This window comes from Methylobacterium nigriterrae, assembly GCF_037106235.1.
Lineage (GTDB): Bacteria > Pseudomonadota > Alphaproteobacteria > Rhizobiales > Beijerinckiaceae > Methylobacterium > Methylobacterium nigriterrae.
In genome coordinates, this window is record NZ_JBAWTG010000266.1 from 1 (window position 1) to 3202 (window position 3202).

At 65.6% G+C, this 3202-nt stretch carries 4 protein-coding genes; 1 reads left to right on the top strand and 3 read right to left on the bottom strand.

Annotation, left to right across the window (positions count from 1 at the left end; genetic code table 11):
• The 3 genes from WDW90_RS35830 to WDW90_RS35840 form a co-directional block, all read right to left on the bottom strand.
• Positions 1–361, bottom strand: a 361-nt coding sequence (locus WDW90_RS35830; protein WP_336492510.1) for a cyclic nucleotide-binding domain-containing protein, incomplete at its 3' end; no start/stop codon positions are given.
• A gap of 19 nt (positions 362–380) precedes the next feature.
• Entirely contained in the window at positions 381–1106 is a 726-nt protein-coding gene (locus WDW90_RS35835; protein WP_336492511.1) for a sigma-70 family RNA polymerase sigma factor, read from the bottom strand.
• Between the two features lie 202 nt (positions 1107–1308).
• Complete coding sequence (locus WDW90_RS35840; RefSeq protein ID WP_336492512.1) at positions 1309–1497, bottom strand: hypothetical protein; 189 nt, start codon at positions 1495–1497, stop codon at positions 1309–1311.
• A 308-nt stretch (positions 1498–1805) separates the two neighbouring features.
• Between WDW90_RS35840 and WDW90_RS35845 the strand changes: the two genes are divergently transcribed.
• A complete protein-coding gene (locus WDW90_RS35845) occupies positions 1806–2165 on the top strand; it encodes a hypothetical protein (RefSeq protein ID WP_336492513.1) in 360 nt (119 codons plus the stop codon).
• Positions 2166–3202 lie beyond the last annotated feature (1037 nt).

Consider the following 3202-nt stretch of genomic DNA (forward strand, 5'->3'; position numbering starts at 1 on the left):
GGGCGATGCCGGAATGCGTCTCGATCAGCTCGGTGAGTCTTGCGCGCGGGATGTCGACGACGGAGCAGGGCGTGAGCGCGCCCAGCCGCATGTCGCGCGCGGAGGAGCCGGAGCTGTGCATGCGGCAGAGGTCGCCCGGCACGGCAAAGGAGACGATCCGGCGGCCGCCCTGCCAGAGGGTCTTGTAGCGCCCGGCGATGCCGCTCATGACGAGGTAGACGCGATCCGTGTTGTCGTAGACCGCAATGTCCTGCCGCGCGGGAACACTGCGCCGGTTGAGCGTGAGAGCCACCAGGGCGGAACGCTCGACCTCGGACAAAGCAGCGCCATGCTCGAGCTTTCGGATCAGGGGATGGCTCATCGGTGCAGGCAGCATCGGCTCACGTTGAGAGCCGCGGCGAGGGCATGTGCAGCGATCCGGCTACGAACGCTCGCGCGCGGCTGACGCGGCTTTTCACCGTGCCGACCTGACAGCCGGCGACCTCGGCGGCGGCCTCGTAGGTCAGGCCCTGTGCACCCACCAGCAGCAGAGCCTCGCGCTGGAGCGGCGGCAGCTTGGTGAGGAGAGCCCAGACCTTCTGCAGCTCGATCCCATGCTCCTGGGCTGGCGGCGCCGTCAGTTGCCCCGCCATCACACCGTCGGCGTCCTCGACCTCGCGCTTGCGCTTGCGACACTCGGTGTAGAACTGGTTGCGCAGGATCGTGATCAGCCACGCCATCAGGTTCGAGCCCGGCCGGAAGCGATGCTGGTTGGCCCACGCCTTCACGAGTGTCTCCTGCACAAGATCGTCCGCGCGGGAGGAATCCACGACCAAGGACATCGCGAAAGCGCGCAGACCCGGGAGAGCGGCGAGGAGGTCGTCGCGGAACTGAGAGGCGAACGCATCGCCCTGAGCCATCAGCGCCGCATCGAACTGCTCAATCAGATCGAGATGCCGCTGAGGCTGCGCCTCGGCCAGGATCGCGGCGTAGAAGCCCTGCAGCTGATGCCCGAGGTGATCGCGCACAGGCGCCGGCAAGCTCGCGTCAGCGTGGTGAGCGTCAGTGCCGCCAGAGATGGCGGTTGGCAGGCTGTCATGCGCGGCATGGCGCGTGTCAGATGTCATCGGTTTCGTGCTCCCCTGCTGGTGTTGTGACACCCAGGAGTTTCCGGAACATGCAGGTGGGAGCTTTTGGCATACCAAGCCTGAACCGTGCCTAACGAAAGGCTCCGCTTAACCGTAAGTGCCTCGCGGGAAAGGCAAAGCTTCGCCAGGCCTGAGCTGAGATGGCCGCCACGCCGTGATGGCAAGCGGCGCCGCAGCAGGTTCACGCTGCAAGGCTCAGATCTGCGCATGGAGTTACGGGGTCAGGCAGACCGCGCCGGTAGATCAGCGCCACAGCATGCCAGAAGGCAGCGCTGTCGCCGCCTGATCGAGCAAGGCGCTCGTCAATCCGCTCCCGCTCCTGCTGAGCGAGAGCCTCAACCTGAGCGGGTGGCACTTCGAGATCGGTCATCGTCGCCTCGCAGATGTTAATTACCGTTACATGAACGTGATCCGCAGGCGTTTTGCTCCCGCACCGCTGCTCCGGAGGCGTGTGTTCCGATGGGACGCCTGCCGGCAGGCGAGGCCCTTGGTCGCACATCTCGCCAATCGGAGAGACCGCGTTTCAGGGTCTCGCAGGGCTACGACTGGTTTTGCGGGCCATCGATATCCAGCAAAGCTCATACAGGGGGGCGCTGACAAGCACAGCTTTCGCGAGATCATGGATCGTGACATGCCTGTTACTGCAACCTTCAGGGCGGGATCGGCGTAGATGCAGCCATGGCACAGATCGTGACGTACAAGGTCTTTGACCGATCTGACGGGCGGTTCGATGTCGTGGTGATCCTCGGCACCGGCTCGCTGCATCAGCGAGCCGGGTTCATGAGCTTGGCCGAGGCCGAGGAGTGGATCGAGGGCCTGCGGGTGCTCATGGCGGCCTGCGGCGCGCCCGTGATCGCGTGGACCGGCGCAGCGTCAGCGGAAGTTGCTCAACGCTCCCGTGAGGCACTCAGCCGAACACGTCCAACTCGCGCCGCCGCTCGATCCCAGCCTCGGCAGCGGCCCGAGCCTGTGCCTCAGATGGGTACGGCCTGTCGGGGCGACGAAACAGCGCGCGGCGACCATGAGAGGTCCAGGTGAAATCTCGAGCCCTATCCCGGCCGGCCCTGTCCTCCAGGGGTAGCGGTGCCGCAGGTTCGCGCTCAGCCGCATGGCTCGTCACGCTGGGGCTGGTCATCCACCTTCAGTACCGGTTCGGCCTAGCGCTATTCATCCTGCTCACCATCGCAAGCTTCGTGCGGTCGGGCAGGCCCGGGCGATCAGGCGATGTTCTGCCAAGGCAAATGGCCACCAGTTCCGCGGCCCTTGCGCAATCCATGGCACCGCTTTGACCAGGACGGCCGGGAGATCACGCGGGCAGGTTTGATAATTACTGGACGGCTGGGAACACGGGATAGCAAGCGTCCGTTTTCATACGATGAGGCGTGCGGCTGCGATCATAGGCGTAATCACAGCGGCCGCAGCCCTTCTCACGGCTGGCTACGTCGCGCGGCCTCTTAGCAGCGAGCCGACCTCGAAGACAGCTCCGCCACCGGGCACGCTCGCAACCAGCATTCAAGTCCCTCAGACCTGGGCCGCAGCTCGGGCCTGGGCGGATCCGCCCACACGAGAAGAGCGCGCTCCTATCGTCGTGGCTGCGATGGCGCAGGCTGAAAACCTCTCACCCGAACCCGCGGCAACCGGTACGCTAGCCAAAGTCTCTGAGCCATCGGCGCCGGTGCGCCCCCGAGCTTTGCACAGGTCGCTCCCGCGCCCCATGCTGCGGCCTGCGCAGATCAACCGACCTGACAAGCGCAGCCGTCGCGCTGTCGTTCAAGCCATTCGCCACCAGCGCCGGCACGAACCGGGCCCGACCTCGCCGGAAGTTGCGGCTGTGGATGAACCAGCCCCGACCCGTGTTGAGGCAGAGCCCATCGAGTTCAGCCTAGCCAGCCGGTGATCAGCCCCTTGAAGCGGTGTTGCCGTTTATGGGCTTGCACCCGATTGGTGCGTACCTGACATCGCCGTGCGGCTGCGGTGTTCTGATCCTCCCCCGTTTTTGTGGACACGGAGGTTACGTTGCCCAGCGCTGCTCGGCCTGCTCAGGCGTACGGTACCCGAGGGCTGAGTGGAGGCGC